13 protein-coding genes are annotated in these 17,041 nt (G+C 69.9%); 3 read left to right on the forward strand and 10 right to left on the reverse strand.

Translation table 11 applies throughout. The features are described from left to right. Positions 1 to 422: 422 nt before the first annotated feature. From OG406_RS11700 to OG406_RS11710, 3 genes are all read right to left on the reverse strand, one after another. Positions 423 to 1,049, reverse strand: a complete 627-nt coding sequence (locus tag OG406_RS11700) for a hypothetical protein (protein ID WP_164375215.1) — start codon at positions 1,047 to 1,049, stop codon at positions 423 to 425. A 68-nt stretch (positions 1,050 to 1,117) separates the two neighbouring features. Continuing rightward, positions 1,118 to 1,819, reverse strand: a complete 702-nt coding sequence (locus OG406_RS11705) for a ribonuclease HII (protein WP_081219802.1) — start codon at positions 1,817 to 1,819, stop codon at positions 1,118 to 1,120. Positions 1,820 to 1,914: 95 nt separating this feature from the next. Next, positions 1,915 to 2,538 carry a TetR/AcrR family transcriptional regulator gene (locus OG406_RS11710; protein ID WP_164375216.1) on the reverse strand — a complete coding sequence of 208 codons (624 nt, stop codon included), beginning with the start codon at positions 2,536 to 2,538 and terminating at the stop codon, positions 1,915 to 1,917. Between the two features lie 234 nt (positions 2,539 to 2,772). Here OG406_RS11710 and OG406_RS11715 point away from each other — a divergent pair, with 234 nt between their 5' ends. Further along, positions 2,773 to 4,320 carry an MFS transporter gene (locus OG406_RS11715; protein WP_267048710.1) on the forward strand — a complete coding sequence of 516 codons (1,548 nt, stop codon included), beginning with the start codon at positions 2,773 to 2,775 and terminating at the stop codon, positions 4,318 to 4,320. 95 nt (positions 4,321 to 4,415) lie between these two features. On the opposite strand, the gene OG406_RS11720 is transcribed toward OG406_RS11715, so the two are convergent. From OG406_RS11720 to OG406_RS11735, 4 genes are all read right to left on the reverse strand, one after another. After that, positions 4,416 to 6,170, reverse strand: coding sequence for a DUF4153 domain-containing protein (locus OG406_RS11720; RefSeq protein ID WP_443067070.1), 1,755 nt, complete (start codon positions 6,168 to 6,170; stop codon positions 4,416 to 4,418). A 403-nt stretch (positions 6,171 to 6,573) separates the two neighbouring features. Beyond that, entirely contained in the window at positions 6,574 to 7,473 is a 900-nt protein-coding gene (locus tag OG406_RS11725) for an ADP-ribosylglycohydrolase family protein (protein WP_081219799.1), read from the reverse strand. 12 nt (positions 7,474 to 7,485) lie between these two features. Continuing rightward, positions 7,486 to 8,145 carry a histidine phosphatase family protein gene (locus tag OG406_RS11730; protein ID WP_329185631.1) on the reverse strand — a complete coding sequence of 220 codons (660 nt, stop codon included), beginning with the start codon at positions 8,143 to 8,145 and terminating at the stop codon, positions 7,486 to 7,488. 105 nt (positions 8,146 to 8,250) lie between these two features. Next, on the reverse strand, positions 8,251 to 8,856 hold the full coding sequence (locus OG406_RS11735) for a DUF4937 domain-containing protein (RefSeq protein ID WP_081219797.1): 606 nt from the start codon (positions 8,854 to 8,856) through the stop codon (positions 8,251 to 8,253). 155 nt (positions 8,857 to 9,011) lie between these two features. Here OG406_RS11735 and OG406_RS11740 point away from each other — a divergent pair, with 155 nt between their 5' ends. After that, positions 9,012 to 9,545: a TerD family protein gene (locus OG406_RS11740; RefSeq protein WP_329185632.1), complete on the forward strand. Its 534-nt coding sequence runs from the start codon at positions 9,012 to 9,014 to the stop codon at positions 9,543 to 9,545. A 170-nt stretch (positions 9,546 to 9,715) separates the two neighbouring features. Here OG406_RS11740 and OG406_RS11745 read toward each other — a convergent pair whose 3' ends face one another. Continuing rightward, positions 9,716 to 12,619: a vitamin B12-dependent ribonucleotide reductase gene (locus OG406_RS11745; protein ID WP_267048708.1), complete on the reverse strand. Its 2,904-nt coding sequence runs from the start codon at positions 12,617 to 12,619 to the stop codon at positions 9,716 to 9,718. A gap of 162 nt (positions 12,620 to 12,781) precedes the next feature. Next, positions 12,782 to 13,333 carry a transcriptional regulator NrdR gene (gene nrdR / locus OG406_RS11750; protein WP_164375222.1) on the reverse strand — a complete coding sequence of 184 codons (552 nt, stop codon included), beginning with the start codon at positions 13,331 to 13,333 and terminating at the stop codon, positions 12,782 to 12,784. Positions 13,334 to 13,852: 519 nt separating this feature from the next. Here nrdR and lexA point away from each other — a divergent pair. Then, entirely contained in the window at positions 13,853 to 14,629 is a 777-nt protein-coding gene (gene lexA / locus OG406_RS11755; RefSeq protein WP_081219793.1) for a transcriptional repressor LexA, read from the forward strand. Positions 14,630 to 14,852: 223 nt separating this feature from the next. Here lexA and OG406_RS11760 read toward each other — a convergent pair whose 3' ends face one another. Next, positions 14,853 to 16,919, reverse strand: coding sequence for an ATP-dependent DNA helicase (locus tag OG406_RS11760; RefSeq protein WP_329185634.1), 2,067 nt, complete (start codon positions 16,917 to 16,919; stop codon positions 14,853 to 14,855). Positions 16,920 to 17,041: the final 122 nt, after the last annotated feature.

Consider the following 17,041-nt stretch of genomic DNA (forward strand, 5'->3'; position numbering starts at 1 on the left):
CCTGTAGTAACGCACCGCCGGCCCATCCAGGGGAAGGCGGACTGCCGTGATCACTCGATGGATCGCCCCGATCGAGTGAGCCGCGTACTGCCCGACGGTCTGCCGGCGCGACGGATCCAGCCAGTGTGTCCGCGCGTCCCGTGCAGGCGCACCACCTCGTACCGAACGGAACGAGGCAAGCCCCTACCGAACGCACGCCGACTCGCACATCTAACCCAGTGCTCGCCACAGAGCATCAGGGATCGCCGAAGAGGGGTGGCATGAACATGCCACCCCTGGCGACGCACGTCAGCGCTGCACATCTCACCCTTGGAAACGGGGTGCGGTGTGCGGGTAGGACGAAGTGACCACTGGGCAGGTACCACCGCGGCGGCACCTTCGATGTCCCGCGGGTCGCGTTCCGGACGAGGTCCGGAACGCGATCAGACTCCTGCGCCCAGGACCGAGTTGATCTGCTGCGGGTCACCGCAGACGATCAGCAGGGCACCGGCACGGCCGAGGGCCAGCGGCAGGCCCGAGGCGACAGCCTCGGTGGAACCACCGTTGACGGCGACCACGACGACAGGGCGGGAAGCGGCACGGCCGACGGCGGAGGCGTCGGCGTAGAAGACGTCGTCACCCGCTTCGTGCTGTGCCCAGTAGGCGGCCTCACCGAAGGAAAGCTCGTGCGCAGCCCACGGGTGGAGGTCGCCGGTGGTGATCACCAGCACCTCACCGGGGGCGCGGCCAGAGTCCAGCAGCAGGTCGACGGCTTCTTCGGCGGCGTCCAGCGCGCCCTCGGCGGAGGCCGGGATGAGCTGGAGCTGCGGGGCGGCAGCAGCGGGTGCCGCAGCCTTGACGGACGGCCCCGGCGCGGCCACGACCGGCTCGCGCGCGGTGCGTTGGGCCGGCATGGGCCGGACAGGACCCGGGCGGCCGGGACGCGGCGGAGCCACGGGGCGGGGACCGGGTACGGGGCGAGGGGTCGGCGCGGTGCGGCTGCTGGCCGGGGTGACGCGGGGACCCTGGGCACTCTCGTGAATCTGAGGCTCCTCGGGAATGAGAGGCATGAGCTGATATTTATCAAACGCCGGCACGACGCGCGTCGGCGGGTGGCACATGAGTGCGAACGGAATCGTCAGAAATCGAAGCCGAGCTGACCCTCGATCTCCGGAACGTTTCCGTCCGCCCAGCTGCGGGCTTTCTTGAGATGCCGCCACTGGGGCAGCGCATCAAGATACGCCCACGACAACCGGTGGTACGGGGTGGGCCCCCGCTCCTCCAGCGCGGCCTTGTGGACCGGCGACGGGTAACCCGCGTTGGCCGCAAAACCGAAGTCTGCATGTTCGATGCCCAGTTCGGCCATCATTTTGTCGCGCTGAACCTTGGCGATCACGGACGCGGCCGCGACAGCGATGCAGGACTGGTCGCCCTTGATCACCGTACGGACCTTCCAGGGAGCGCCGAGATAGTCGTGCTTCCCGTCGAGGATGACCGCGTCGGGGCGGACCGGCAGGGTCTCCAGGGCGCGGACGGCCGCGAGACGCAGGGCGGCCGTCATCCCCATCTGGTCGATTTCCTCGTGGGAGGCGTGTCCGAGCGCGTACGACGTCACCCACTTCTCCAACTCCACGGCGAGCGCGGTGCGGCGCTTTACGGTGAGGAGCTTGGAGTCGGTCAGGCCTTCGGGGGCGCGGCGCAGACCGGTGACGGCGGCACAGACGGTGACGGGGCCGGCCCAGGCTCCGCGGCCCACCTCGTCGACACCGGCAATGACCTTCGCTCCGGTCGTGGCGCGGAGGGAGCGCTCGACGGTGTGGGTGGGTGGTTCGTACGGCATGGCGTCCTCAGAGTACGCCGCCCGCAGGCCGCCGCGACACCCAGGCTCCCCGAGCGGCCGGGCGACCCGCGGCGACACCGGTCGGGCGATGCGGATCAGGCCGCGCCGCCGCGCAGCAGCGGGACCATGAGCTGGTCGATCATCCCTTGCAGGTCCTGATCGCTCCATTCGCTCGCGCACACCTTGGAGCGGTACATCATCATCGCCGGGATGACGTCGAAGACGTACGGGTTGTCCGCGTCCGCTCGGACCTCACCCCGTGCGATCCCGCGGTGGATGACGGCCCGGAGCAGACGCATCGTGGGTTCCACGACACCGCCGAGGATCACCCTGTTGAAGCGTTCGGCCTGGGTCACGTCGCATTCGTGAAGGACCGAGCGGAGTGCGAAGCCCGGCTGCGAGAACATCGCCTCACGCACCCGGCGGCACAGTTCGAGGAGGTCCTCCCGGACGCTGCCGAGGTCGGGGGCCTCGGTGAGGTTCGGCAGGCCCGCCTGGAGCGCGTCGGCGACGAGGTCCTCCTTGGAGGGCCAGCGACGGTAGACCGCGGCCTTACCGGTCTGGGCGCGGGCGGCGACGCCCTCCATCGTGAGCCCGTTCCAGCCGACGGTACCGAGCTGTTCCAGCGCGGCCTCGAGGATCGCGCGCTCGAGAACGGCACCGCGCCGGCGCGGGGAGGACGCCTGAGCGGGGGCGGCCGTCCAACGCGAAGTAACCATCAGAGTGTCTCCGTTGTGCGGGGAGTGTGCGAGGAGCGGACATCGGGGTGGGGACGAGCGGCGGGTCGCCGGGGGCGAGCGGCTTACCGGCGGACCGTTCACGGGGAGCGGGGACCCCGTCGACATCTTCGGACAGGGACTTGAGTGAACGCTTGCGTTCACTGTCGGGGACTCACTACCGTTGACGCGACAGTGAACGCGAGCGTTCACTAACGCACTTGTGGGGGAACCATAGTGACGACCTCTCAGTTGACTCAGGACACCAAACCAGGTGCGGCCCGCCGGGAGGGACATCCCGGCATCGCGCTCACCGTCATCGCGGCCTGCCAACTCATGGTGGTACTCGACGCGACGATTGTGAACATCGCGCTCCCGCACATTCAAGACGCGCTCAAGTTCAGCACGACCGACCTGACATGGGTGGTCAGCTCGTACACCCTGACCTTCGGCGGTCTGCTGCTGCTCGGTGCGCGAGCCGGTGACATCCTCGGCCGGCGCCGGGTCTTCATGGCCGGCATCCTGCTGTTCACCTTCGCCTCGCTGCTCGGCGGACTCGCGCAGGAACCTTGGCAGTTGCTCGCCGCGCGGGCCCTGCAGGGCGTCGGTGGCGCGATCGCGTCGCCGACCTCGCTGGCGCTGATCACCACCACCTTCCCGGAGGGACCGGAGCGGAACCGGGCGTTCGCCGTCTTCGCGACGGTCTCGGCCGGGGGCGGCGCCATCGGCCTGCTCGCCGGCGGCATGCTCACGGAATGGCTCGACTGGCGATGGGTCCTCTTCGTCAACGTGCCCATCGGCATCCTGATCGCGGTGCTCGCGCCGATGTACATCAACGAGTCCGAACGCCATCCGGGACGCTTCGACATCGCGGGTGCGCTCACGTCCACCGCCGGCATGGCATCGCTGGTGTACGGCTTCATCCGCGCCGCCGAGGACGGCTGGAAGGACAGCCTCACGATCGGTTCGTTCACCGCGGCCGTGGTCCTGCTGGTGGCCTTCGCGGCCATCGAGACACGGGCCAAGGAGCCCATCACACCGCTGCGGATGTTCACCGACCGCAACCGCTCCGGCACGTATCTGATCATGCTCAGCCTCGCCGCCGCCATGTTCGGCATGTTCTTCTACATCGTGCTCTTCGTGCAGAACGTGCTGGGGTACAGCCCGATCTCGGCCGGTGTCGCCTTCCTTCCGGTGACGGTGGCGATCGCCATCGGCGCGGGTCTGTCGCAGCGGTTCCTGCCGGTGCTCGGCCCCAAGCCCTTCATGATCGCCGGCTCGGCGCTGGTCACCCTCGGCCTCGGCTGGCTCACCTTCATCAGCCCCGACGACTCCTACCTCGGCGGTGTCCTCGGCCCGATGCTGCTGTTCGGCTTCGGCATGGGGCTGAACTTCGTGACGCTGACCGTGACCGCGGTCGCCGGTGTCGCCCAGCACGAGGCGGGCGCGGCCTCCGGTCTGCTCAACGTCACGCAGCAGGTCGGCGGTTCCCTCGGCCTCTCCATCCTCACCACGGTCTTCGGGACGGCCAGCCGGGACGAGGCCCAGAAGCAGGTCCCGAAGTTCCTGGCGGAAGCGTCACCCGGTCAGAAGGCCGAGTTCGCGAGGACGCACCAACTGCCCTCCCCCTGGAGTCACGACGTCCTGGCCCAGGGCATCTCGACCGCCTTCGTGCCGGCCGTGGCGATGGGCCTGCTCGCCCTGATCGTCGCCACGCTGGTGATCAGGGTGCGCAAGAGCGACCTGGAGGCCCTCTCCGGGGCGCCGGCTCCCGTCGCGGGCTGAGGGTCGTACCGCGGAGGCCGGGCCACGGTCCTGAGGACCGACGCCGAGAGTCACGGCCCGGCCCTCCGCTGCACGACGGAACCGCACGACATGGCTCAGCGGTACACGAGATCGTCCCCGATCCGGCTGCACAGGCTCCAGTCAGCGGAGCTGGACGGCGGGCGGTCGCGAAGGATGTCCCGGGCCCGGGCCTCACCCCAACTGGTGGCGTACCAGGGCTGGTCCTCCCGCCCCAGGTCGTCGGCGATCATCCGCAGCGCGCACGACCGCATCGGCTCCTTCAGCTTGTCCAGGGCGGGTACGGCATCTGCCGACAGGCTCCGCGCGTAGTCGAGGTCGAACTTCTGCGTCTCCTCGTACCGCTGGACGTTCCGCTCGGCGATCAGGCTGTCGGGCGACATCAGTCCGAACGCGAGCACACCGGCCGCCGCGCTCGCCGCGACGGCGCGGGGCAGCCAGCGGGCACCCCACACTCCGGCCGCCATGATGAGCACGATGACGAGTCCGAGCCACAGCTCGCCGGCGACCACCGACACCCTCAGCCGCGTGAGCCCATAAGCCTCCACATACATGTCCATACGTCGCACAGCTGATGCCACGACAACGAGCGCCAGCGCGCACAGAGTTCCCAGCACACCGCGGACCAGCTTGCGGTCGGCCGCGCCGTCCCGTGGCGCCCAGCGCAGCGCGAACACCACGACCAGCAGGGTCAGCAGCGTGACGAGCAGCAACTGCCAGAAGCCCTGGCGCGCGTACTCGGCGTAGGTCTGGCCGGTCTTCTCCAGCACGGCGTCGTAGCCGCCGAACAGGACGGCGAGCTGGACCGCGTTGAAGGCGGCGAAGAGCAGGACCAGCAGGATCAGTGGCAGGGCCCACTCGACGCGGTTCCGCGGACGCCCGGCGGGCACGGCGACGCGGTCCCACTTCGCCGGTGCGGCCGCCGTGTGAGCCACCGCCACCGCTCCCACCAGGCCGAACGCCAGCAGCACCAGACGCCAGGGTCCACCCGTGACGGAGGCGTCCGGCATGAGGTCCCCGAGCAGGCTCGCGAATGCTGAGTCGGCTCCGGCGAACAGCGCGCCGAAGACCAGCAACAGGACCGCGGTCACGACGAGCGCGCGCAGTCCGACGCCCACACTGCGACGGGCACCACCGAAACGTTCCCGCAGACCACGCCAGCCCCAGAGGGGCCCGGGGACAAGGGCGTTGAAGACGCCGATCGGTCCCAGGAGGACCGCGGCCCAGGTGCGTCCACCATTCAGCGCGAGGGAGCCCAGCGCGAGCGCGGTCACCACGGCCAGGAACGAAGGCCAGTCCGCGTCCCGCAGAGCGGGCACGATCAGCAGGCCGAGCCCGCCCACGGCCCAGACCAGGCTCCACGCGCGCGTGCGGCGTCCCGCGGCCCGTCCCGCGAAGTAGGCGGCGAGCGCTGCGGGGACGGCGACGATCAGGAGGTTGATCGCGAGACCGTCGTCGAGGAGCAGCATGCTCAGCACGCCGGTCGCGAGCACGGCCCACAAGGTGGCCGTCCGCACGGGCGCGGGCGGCTCGGCCTGCAGTCCAGCGAGCAGCGAGGCCGAGGGGGGCGGCGGAGTCGCCCAGCTGCCGCTTCCGTGGATCTCCCGGTCGGCACGTGCCCGGGGCGCCGCCCCGCCGGCCACCGCTCGGGTGTCCCTCGCCGGGTCGCCACCCCCTGGCCCGGCAGCCGAGCCCGCACCGGCCGCGTCCCCGGGCTCCGTCGCCTTCGGACGCCGTTCCGCGGTCTCCGGGCGCTCCTTGCCCTCTTCAGGGCTTCTGCGTGTCGCCGGTGCCTCGTCGCCAGGCTCCGGCGTGGACGGTATGTCGGACAAGGGACCCCCTCCCGACCGGTCTCCGGGCAGCCCTCAACGCGCCACTGCGGCGGGGAGACTGCCGACCGGTGTCTCGTCGGCGCACACCCGCCATGATCAACGGGCGGCGTGGCGCACAGGCTATCCACGGTCAACGCGACTCAGGGGCTGGTCGAGGGGCTGTAGCGAGCCTGTGACAGATGAGCGGTTTCCTGAACGGTTTCCAGCACGGGCACCGTCATGGACCGACCGCTTCGGCGGCCACCCGGGTCTTGCCGGGCGACACCCAGGCCCCACGCGCACGCGTGGATCCCCCCTCGCGCACAGCCGTCGGCACCCGGACCACCTCGGCGAGCGGTCCTCCGGAAGCTCGTCCGGCGCCTGTCCCGCCACGGGTACAGGGATGCCGCGCGACTGTCCGTCCCTACGCCGGCACCCACTCCGGCAGCTCCTCCGTGGCCTCCAGCCACGCCGCGGGAGGCGATCCGGCCTTCCCCGAGGCGACCACGCCGCCCACGATGGCGCACGTCGTGTCGACATCGCCGCCGACCTGGGAGGTGACCCAGAAGCCCTTCTCGTAGTCACCCAGGGCGCGGGCGGCCGACCAGAGGGCGAAGGGGACGGTGTCGTGCGCCGACGTGCGCCGTCCGCAGCCGAGGACGGCGGCCACGGTCGCGGCGTCGCCGTAGTCGAGCATGTCCCGGGCGCGCCGCAGTCCGGCGCCGACGGCGCTGCGGGGCACCAGGGCGATGACCCCGTCGAGCAGGGTCTCGGCGCTCGGAGGGCCCGCCGGGTCGGCGGCCAGCGCGGCGGCCGCGGCGACGGCCATGGCGCCGACAACGGCCTCGCGGTGCTGGTGCGTCGTGTAGGCGGAGATCTCCGCCTGGTGGGTCGCCTGCTCCGGGTCGTCCGCGTACCAGGCGCCCAGGGGGGCGATCCGCATCGCCGCGCCGTTGCCCCAGGAGCCCTGGCCCTTGAACAGGGCGGATGCCAGCTCGCGCCAGTCGCCGCCCTCACGGATCTGCCGCAGCATGCGGTTGACCGCCGGGCCGTAGCCCCGGTCGAAGTCATGGTGCTCGGCGAAGCTGTGGGCGAGCCGGTCCTGGTCGATGCGCTGGTGCGCGGCCAGCACCGCGACCACGGAGCAGGCCATCTCGGTGTCGTCGGTCCACTGCCACGGGGTGGGCGGCAGCTCGCGGCGCTTGAGCAGCGGGTAGTTCGCGGGCACGAAGAACTGCGAGCCCAGCGCGTCCCCCACCGCGAGTCCGCGGAGGCTGGCGAGGGCGCGGTCGAGCCGGCCGTCGGGAGAGGAGTCAGCGATCATCGCTCTGCCACTCTATCCGGTGAATCCGTACGATTCCGGCTCACGCCAGCGATCGAAGGGCCGGTCCAGCGTGTACCGGCCGTCCTCCCCCAGAACGAGCATCCGCGTCTCGCCGTTCCCCGGGTTCGACAGGGACTCGAACTCGGCGACCGTCCAGTGGAACCAGCGCATGCAGAACAGCCGCATCGCCAGTCCGTGGGTCACCAGGAGCACGTTCGGCGGGTGGTCGGGGGCCTCGAAACTCCGGTACAGGCTCTCCAGGAAGCCGCCGACCCGGTCGTACACGTCCGCTCCGGACTCGCCTTGCGCGAACCGGTAGAAGAAGTGTCCGTAGGCGTCGCGATAGGCCTTCTGGAGGCGTACGTCGTCGCGGTCCTGCCAGTTGCCCCAGTCCTGCTCGCGCAGGCGCGACTCCTCACGCACCCGGATGAGCGCGGGGTCGAGGCGGAACGCGCGGAACGTCTCGTGGGTACGCCGGTACGGGGAGACGTAAACGCTTACGCGCTCGCGGCCGAAGACCTCGCGCAGCCGTTCACCCGTCTCGGCGGCCTGTTGCCAGCCCTTCTCGGTGAGCGCCAGCGCGTGGTCGGGCTCGCGTTCGTACACGGTGTCATCGGCATTGCCCACCGACTCGCCGTGGCGGACTAGAACGATGCGCCGTGGTCGTGCCATGCCAAAACCCTAGATCGTGTCGGCGCGGATCGAGCAGTCGTACGGGCTCATACAGCGTAGGTCACACCGTTCCCGCACATCAGGGACGCGGCGGGAAAGAGGCCGTCAGACGATCCAGCCGGGTTCCAGCTGCACGATGTCGCCGGCGAGGGCGGCCACGTCTGCCTCGATCTGGGCGCGCAGGGCGAGCCTCTCCACCCGTTCCTCGCGGTACTTGCCGTGCTCGCCGGACGACTGCCACATGGACAGGACCAGGAACTCGCTGCCGGGCGCCTCACCGAACAGCCCGCGCACCATGCCGGGCGAACCGGCCATCGCGGGGTTCCAGACCTTCTCCTGCATGAGCGCGAAGTGCTCGGCCCTGTCCTCGTGGACACGGCAGTGCGCGACCCGCACCACGTCGGCGTCCGTGAAGCGCGCCTCGAAGCCGGTCTTCACGTCGAAGCGGTGGTCGAACAGTTTGACCTGGGTGTCCTTGAACGTGCCGGACTGCGCGGCGGCCAGCCGGTCGTGGGAGCGGGCCATGAACGAGTCGTAGAAGGCACGGCTCTCCCAGAAGGAGAAGATGTGGGCGACGCCGGACCGTCCCCTGCTCCATCCCCCGCCCTGCCCCCGGAAACCCGGCTCCCCCAGCAGTCCCGCCCACTTCCGCTGCCCCCGTTCGAAACCGCGGCGATCGACCACGGTGCAGCGAATCCACTTGACCAGCACCGCGCCATCGTAAGGCCACCGAGCGTGGCGCCGGTCACGGTCCGGCGGACTTGATCCGCACGGGTGCCGCCGCGCGCGTGGCACGATGGGCAACCGGCCGCGCCTGTGGGGCAGTTGGCCAGGTCACTGCTGGGAGTACGGGGAGGGGAGATCCGATGAACGGTCTCAACAAGGGCATACGCAAAGCCGAGTTGGCGGTCAAGTGGGATCCGAGTCCGGTCGGCGAGCCCGCGACCGACCTCGACATCATCGCGGCGACGTATCCGGCGTCTGCGCCACAGGGGGATCCGGCCTATGTCGTGCACTTCGACAGCCGGTCCCCGGACGGCACCATCTATCTGAACCGGGACAGCAAGGACGGCAAGGGCTTCGGCTGGGACGAGGTGATGACCCTGGAGCTCGATCGCCTCAACAGCCAGTACGCGCGCGTGGTGGTCGGCGTCCTCATCCAGCAGCGCACGGGGCCGAAGACGTTCGTCGGTGTGCTGAACCCCGGATTCCGGCTGCGCGAGGGCTACACCGTGCTGACGGAGGGCGACTTCGGGGACGTACTGGGCGCGACAGCGGCGACCATCGGCGAGTTCGTCCGCGACCACTCCGGGGAGTGGACGTTCCACCCGGGCGTCCACGGCTTCGACACGGACCCCGCCACGTTCGCGCGGGTCATGGGCAGCCCGCAGGAGGCGTGAGGCACCGGCCTCCCGCCCCCTTCGGACAGCGTCGCGCCCGCGCCTCGGCGTGCGCCGATCGCTCGCCGCGCCCTAAGGGTCCGCCGCGCGCACAACGCCGCAGGGCGGTGGAGCCGATTCCCGGCTCCACCGCCCTGACCTGCTGATACGCGCCCGCTAGGGGCCAGGCGTCAGCTGCAACCGCTGGTCGAGCCGCAGCCCTCGCAGATGTAGCAGGAGCCGGCTCGCTGCATCTTCGTACCGCACGAGAAGCAGAGCGGGGCGTCGGCCTGGATGCCCAGCTGCATCTCGACGAGCTCGGCGCTGGTGTGCGCCTCCTTCGGGGCGGGCACGGCCACCGCGGCCTCGGCCTTCGGCGTGGCGACGGCCTTCAGCTCCTGCGCGAGGGGCGCCGACTGAGCCAGTCCCTCGACGTCGACGTCGACGTCGTCCTCGGAGTGCTCGTAGGAGCCCGTCTCCAGGTGACGCTGACGCTCCTCGGCGGAGTGGATGCCGAGCGCGGAGCGCGTCTCGAAGGGCAGGAAGTCGAGCGCCAGGCGGCGGAAGATGTAGTCGACGATCGACTGCGCCATCCGCACGTCCGGGTCGTCCGTCATACCGGCCGGCTCGAAGCGCATGTTGGTGAACTTGGAGACGTACGTCTCCAAGGGCACGCCGTACTGCAGGCCGACCGAGACGGCGATCGAGAAGGCGTCCATCATGCCGGCGAGGGTGGATCCCTGCTTCGACATCTTCAGGAAGACCTCGCCGAGACCGTCGTCCGGGTAGGAGTTGGCGGTCATGTAGCCCTCGGCGCCGCCCACCGTGAAGGAGGTGGTGATGCCGGGACGGCCCTTGGGGAGACGCTTGCGGACCGGGCGGTACTCGATGACCTTCTCGACCGCGGTACGGATGGTCTCCTCCGCCTTGGCGGTGACCTCGGTCTTCTCCTTCTCCTTGGTCTTCGCGGAGAGGGGCTGGCCGACCTTGCAGTTGTCGCGGTAGATGGCGAGCGCCTTGACGCCCATCTTCCACGCCTCGAAGTAGACCTCTTCGACGTCCTCGACGGTCGCCGTCTCCGGCAGGTTGACCGTCTTGGAGAGCGCGCCGGAGATCCACGGCTGGATCGCGGCCATCATGCGGACGTGGCCCATCGCGGAGATGGAGCGCTCGCCCATGGCGCAGTCGAAGACCTCGTAGTGCTCCTGCTTGAGGCCGGGGGCGTCGACGACATTGCCGTTCTCGGCGATGTGGGCGACGACCGCCTCGATCTGCTCCTCCTGGTACCCCAGGCGGCGCAGGGCCTGCGGCACGGTGCCGTTGACGATCTGCATCGAACCGCCGCCGACCAGCTTCTTGAACTTGACCAGGGCGAGGTCGGGCTCGAGACCGGTGGTGTCGCAGGACATCGCGAGACCGATGGTGCCGGTCGGGGCGATGACCGAGGCCTGCGCGTTGCGGAAGCCGTTCTTCTCGCCGAGACGGACCACGTCCTGCCAGGCCTCCGTGGCGGCGGCCCAGATCGGGGTGTCCAGGTCGTCCACGCGGACGGCCTTCGTGTTCGCGTCGGCGTGCTGCTTCATGACGCGCTGGTGCGGCTGCGCGTTGCGGGCGTACCCGTCGTACGCGCCGACGACCGCGGCGAGTTCGGCGGAGCGCTTGTACGACGTGCTCGTCATCAGCGAGGTGATGGCGCCGGCGAGGGCGCGGCCGCCGTCGGAGTCGTACGCGTGACCGGTCGCCATCAGGAGTGCGCCGAGGTTGGCGTAACCGATGCCGAGCTGGCGGTACGCGCGGGTGTTCTCGCCGATCTTCTGGGTCGGGAAGTCCGCGAAGCAGATGGAGATGTCCATCGCGGTGATGACCAGCTCGACGACCTTGGAGAAGCGCTCGATCTCGAAGGACTGGCGGCCCTTGCCGTCGTCCTTGAGGAACTTCATCAGGTTCAGGGAGGCGAGGTTGCAGGACGTGTTGTCCAGGTGCATGTACTCGCTGCACGGGTTCGAGCCGTTGATACGGCCGGACTCCGGACACGTGTGCCAGTTGTTGATCGTGTCGTCGTACTGGATGCCCGGGTCGGCGCAGGCCCAGGCCGCCTCGGCCATCTTGCGGAAGAGCGACTTGGCGTCGACCTCCTCGATGACCTCACCGGTCATGCGCGAGGTGAGCCCGAACTTGCCGCCCTCCTCGACGGCCTTCATGAACGTGTCGTTCACGCGGACCGAGTTGTTGGCGTTCTGGTACTGGACGGACGTGATGTCGTCGCCGCCCAGGTCCATGTCGAAGCCCGCGTCGCGCAGGGCGCGGATCTTCTCCTCTTCCTTGACCTTGGTCTGGATGAAGTCCTCGATGTCGGGGTGGTCGACGTCGAGAATGACCATCTTGGCCGCACGGCGGGTGGCGCCGCCCGACTTGATCGTTCCGGCGGAGGCGTCGGCGCCGCGCATGAAGGAGACGGGACCCGAGGCGTTGCCGCCGGAGGAGAGGAGCTCCTTGGAGGAGCGGATGCGCGAGAGGTTCAGGCCGGCGCCGGAACCGCCCTTGAAGATCATGCCCTCTTCCTTGTACCAGTCGAGGATCGACTCCATGGAGTCGTCGACGGACAGGATGAAGCAGGCGGAGACCTGCTGGGGCTGCGGCGTCCCGACGTTGAACCAGACGGGGCTGTTGAAGCTGAAGATCTGGTGCAGGAGGGCGTACGCCAGCTCGTGCTCGAAGATCTCGGCGTCGGCGGGCGACGCGAAGTACTTGTAGTCCTCGCCGGCCTTCCGGTACGTCTTCACGATGCGGTCGATGAGCTGCTTGAGGCTCACCTCACGCTGCGGGGTGCCGACGGCACCTCGGAAGTACTTGCTGGTGACGATGTTGACCGCGTTCACCGACCAGAAGCCGGGGAACTCGACGCCACGCTGCTCGAAGTTGACCGAGCCGTCGCGCCAGTTGGTCATGACGACGTCACGGCGCTCCCAGACCACCTCGTCGTACGGGTGCACGCCGGGGGTCGTGTGAATACGCTCGATGCGCAGTCCCTTGGTGGCCTTGGCCCCGCCCTTGGTGCGAGATCCTCGTGCCGGACCGCTCGCCGTCTCTGTCATGCCGCCTCCCTGTATCAGGCTAAAACGCCCTGAAAGGCCACGTTCTTCCCGTGGCGCGATGTGTTTCTGGTGCCGCGTGCCGCAGAGCACGGCTGGTCGCAGCAGGTCTGTGTGCGTCACTCACCGGCGAGGACCGGACGCTCCGGGCGTCCGACCCCGCGGTCAGTCGGCGGCGGTGGCGGACACGGGAACCTCGACGGCTCCTCCGCGTCCGCGGTCGTTCTCGTCGCGCATCACAGCCGGGTCGTCGTCGTCCGCGGCGGTGCGCTGCGTCACTTCGCGAAGCTCCGTGATGGCGGCTTCGAAGTCGTCGAGCGAGTTGAAGGCCCGGTAGACCGAGGCGAACCTCATGTAGGCCACCAGGTCGAGCTCCTGCAAGGGTCCGAGTATGGCCAGGCCCACGTCATGGGTGGTCAGTTCGGCGCTTCCGGTGGCACGCACCGCTTCCTCGACCCGCTGGCCGAGCTGCGCGAGCGCGTCCTCGGTCACCGGCCGCCCCTGACACGCCTTGCGGACGCCGTTGATGACCTTGGTGCGACTGAAGGGCTCGGTCACGCCGGACCGCTTCACCACCATCAGCGAGCACGTCTCCACGGTCGTGAAACGACGGGAGCAGTCGGGGCACTGGCGGCGCCTGCGGATCGACGTGCCGTCGTCGGTCGTACGACTGTCGACGACGCGGCTGTCGGGGTGCCTGCAGAAGGGGCAGTGCATGGCTCCAACCCTCCTTCACAGCACGGCTCATAGACCTCTCGGGACCTCCTGGGCCCCGCGAAGCAGCCTCAAGCATAGGCGATGTCCGAGGGCCCGGAGACCCGGGGGACCACAACTTCTGGGCTGCTGTCGCAATCCAACCACTAGATGTGGGGCCTGGCGCGTCAAGTCGCCCTATCCCCGCGTGTCGCACGCGTAAGGGCATGTGTCGCACAGGCATACCCATCCCGGACACGCGGGGCTAGCGTGGTCGGCGCACGGAAGGGGAGCCGGTTCCCGGCCTGCCGGCCAGGGAATGGCAGACTGGGCGTCGGCCCAGGTCAGCGAGAACGGTCACCGCCGGCGGCGGTGGAGAGTGCGGCAATGGACCCTTTTGTCCGTTCGGCGCGTCGCCAGCTATACACCCAGACACATGATCACGACAGACAAACTGCGGTTTTTCACTCGAACGTGTGTTTGGCGCAACCTTTCGAAAGCAACTACCGTTGTCCAGCAGGGAGACCATCGAGAGGGGCCGACGTGACCACCACCGCAGACAGCGCCACCATCACTGCCCAGGACCGCTCCCAGGGCCGACTCGAGCCGGTGCATGCGATGAACGAAGCCGCGAATCATGAGGGGCCCAAGCGCTCCCTGCCTGGGCGACCTCCAGGCATCCGAGCCGACAGCTCGGGACTCACGGACCGGCAACGCCGGGTGATCGAGGTGATCCGGGACTCCGTGCAGCGGCGCGGTTACCCGCCGTCGATGCGGGAGATCGGACAGGCCGTCGGCCTTTCCAGCACCTCCTCGGTCGCGCATCAGCTCATGGCACTGGAGCGCAAGGGTTTCCTTCGCCGGGACCCGCACCGCCCGCGCGCCTACGAGGTGCGGGGCTCCGACCAGTCGTCGGTGCAGCCCACGGACACGGCGGGCAAGCCGGCCGCGTCGTACGTACCGCTCGTCGGCCGGATCGCCGCCGGTGGCCCGATCCTCGCCGAGGAGTCGGTCGAGGACGTGTTCCCGCTCCCCCGCCAGCTGGTGGGCGACGGTGAGCTGTTCGTCCTGAAGGTCGTCGGAGACTCGATGATCGAAGCCGCCATCTGTGACGGGGACTGGGTGACGGTCCGCCGCCAGCCGGTCGCCGAGAACGGCGACATCGTCGCCGCGATGCTGGACGGCGAGGCCACGGTGAAGCGCTTCAAGCGGGAGGACGGCCACGTCTGGCTGCTGCCGCACAACTCCGCCTACCAGCCGATCCCCGGCGACGAGGCGACCATCCTCGGCAAGGTCGTCGCGGTACTGCGCCGGGTGTGACACCGCGGGGGTGGATCTCCACCCCCGCCTCTGACCGGACCCCGGAACCAACTGCGCCGGTTCCGGGGTCCTGTGTGTGCTGCTGCCGCGCCCCTGTTGCGTAAAGGGGCGCGGCACACGCGTACGAGGCGCCCCGCGCGACCTGATCGCCTCGCCCGGCGTCGACGACGGCGCCGAGCCCCCGATCCACCGAGCCGCCCAGCCGCTCGCCGTCGAGACCGGTCTACGCGTCCTCCGAGGCCTCCGCCGCCCCGACGTCGCCGACCGCTTCGGGCGTCTCCGCCGCGGACGCCGCCTGCTCCGCGGCCGCAGCCCGGACGGCCTCGGTCTCCTGCGCCTTCTCGTCGATCGCGGCGAGGGACCGGCGGACCTGGTTGCGGTCCGTGGTGTACCAGAAGTCGGGCAGCGAGGCCTTCAGATAGCTGCCGTAGCGTGCCGTGGCCAGACGCTGGTCCAGGACGGCGACCACGCCGCGGTCACCGGACGCGCGGACCAGACGGCCGGCGCCCTGCGCCATCAGGAGGGCGGCATGGGTGGCGGCGACGGCCATGAAGCCATTGCCTCCGTTGTCCTCGACCGCCTTCTGGCGGGCGCTCATCAGCGGGTCGTCCGGACGCGGGAACGGGATCTTGTCCATGACGACCAGCTGGCAGCTCGTGCCCGGCACGTCCACGCCCTGCCAGAGCGACAGGGTGCCGAAGAGGCAGGTCTTCGGGTCCGCCGCGAAGTTCTTGATCAGCTCACCGAGCGTTTCCTCGCCCTGGAGCAGGATCGGGTACTCGGGGATGCGGGTGCGCAGCTCCTCCGCCGCGAGCTGGGCCGCGCGCATCGAGGAGAAGAGGCCGAGCGTGCGACCGCCGGCGGCCTGGATCAGGTCGGTCAGCTCGTCCAGCATGTCTCCGCGGTCGGCGTCACGCGCGGGGCGTGAGAGGTGCTTGGCCACGTAGAGGATGCCCTGGCGGGGGTAGTCGAAGGGCGAGCCGACGTCGACGCCCTTCCACTGGGGGACGTCTTCGCCCGCCGTGCCTTCCGGGGCGAGCCCGAGGGAGGCACCCACGCCGTTGAAGTCACCGCCCAGCTTGAGCGTCGCGGACGTCAGGACGACGGAGCGGTCCGTGAAGAGCTTCTCCCGCAGCAGGCCCGACACGTTCATGGGCGCCACGCGGAGGGAGGCGCCGAAGCGGTCGTGGCGCTCGTACCAGACGACGTCCCATTCCGAGCCGTTCGTGATGCGCTCCGCCACGTCGTGCACCGACTCGACGGAGGCCAGGGCCTGCTTGCGGACGGCGTCCTCGTCCTGGACGGACTTGTCGCGGGTGGAGCCCAGGGCCGAGATCACCTGGCGGGCGGCGTCCCGGAGCGCCATCAGCGCGTATCCGAGGTCCTCCGGGATCTCCTCCAGGCGGCCCGGCAGGGCCAGCTCCATCAGGCGCTCGAAGCCCTCGGCCGCGGTCTGGAGCTGGTCGGCCACCTTCTCGTTGACCAGCTTCGCGGAGCGGCGGACGGCGCGGTTGACCTGACCGGGGGTGAGCTCGCCGGTGGCGACGCCGGTCACGCGGGAGACCAGTTCGTGCGCCTCGTCGACGATCAGCACCTCGTGCTGGGGGAGGACCGGGGCGCCCTCGATGGCGTCGATCGCGAGCAGCGCGTGGTTGGTCACGACGACCTCGGCGAGCTTGGCGCGCTCGCGGGCCGCCTCCGCGAAGCACTCCGCTCCGTAGGCGCACTTGGTCGCGCCGAGGCACTCGCGGGAGGACACCGAGATCTGGCCCCAGGCCCGGTCGGAGACTCCGGGAGTGAGGTCGTCACGGTCGCCGGTCTCCGTCTCGTCCGACCAGTCGCGCAGCCGCAGCAGGTCCTGACCCAGCTTGCTGGTGGGGGCGGCGGCCTCGAACTGGTCGAAGAGTCCCTCATCCTCGTCCTGCGGCATGCCCTCGTGCAGGCGGTGCAGGCACAGGTAGTTCGACCGGCCCTTCAGCATCGCGAACTCGGGGCGGCGGCGCAGCAGCGGATGCAGTGCGTCGACGGTGCGCGGGAGGTCCCGCTCCACGAGCTGCCGCTGGAGCGCCAGGGTGGCGGTCGCCACCACCACCCGCTCTCCGTGGGCGAGCGCGGGCACCAGATATCCGAGGGACTTTCCGGTGCCGGTGCCCGCCTGGACCAGCAGGTGGGAGCTGTCGTCGATGGCACCCGCGACGGCTTCGGCCATGGTCACCTGGCCGGGGCGCTCCGTGCCGCCGACAGCAGTGACGGCAGCATGCAGGAGTTCGGGGAGTGAGGGCTTCGTCATAGCGGTGCCAGCCTACGGGGCGCCACTGACAGCCGGGCGATCAAGGCCGGGGCCGGGGGCGCGATCAGGACGGGTGCGGGGAGGGTGGTGGATCCGCCGGCCAGTGGCGGGGGCTCCGCAGC

Origin of the sequence: Streptomyces sp. NBC_01428 (assembly GCF_036231965.1) — a bacterium.
Taxonomy (GTDB): domain Bacteria; phylum Actinomycetota; class Actinomycetes; order Streptomycetales; family Streptomycetaceae; genus Streptomyces.